Source organism: Shewanella electrica, from assembly GCF_022321485.1.
Taxonomy (GTDB): Bacteria; Pseudomonadota; Gammaproteobacteria; order Enterobacterales; family Shewanellaceae; genus Shewanella; species Shewanella electrica.
The window spans coordinates 1-248 of the sequence record NZ_JAKOGG010000604.1 but is presented as its reverse complement, the minus strand read 5'-3'; the positions used below and the strand labels follow the sequence as shown (position 1 = coordinate 248).

Here is a 248-nt window from a genome sequence, read left to right as displayed (position 1 = left end):
GGGTTCAGAGTATTCCGAGCTTGACTTGAACGTTGCCGCCGAAATCGTTCTTCATACCCAAAATGTGCAGCGCAGCGGCTCGACCAGCGCTTTTCCGCCAAACCCACCCTTCACTGCTGCGCAGTTCCCGCAGGGACAGCCTCAACAGCCTGCAGTGCCCCAACTTGCAAACCCCAACAGCCTTGCCAGTCTGATCTCGTCATTGGATGGACCTACTCTCCAGTCGCTGTTGGCAGCTCTCCAGCAAC

The 248-nt window shown here is 57.3% G+C and carries 1 protein-coding gene; it reads left to right on the top strand.

Going from position 1 to position 248, the window contains the following annotated elements; translation table 11 throughout:
- Window positions 1-248 (top strand): hypothetical protein (locus tag L9G74_RS21575; RefSeq protein ID WP_238898892.1); only part of this gene is annotated, 248 nt, incomplete at both ends.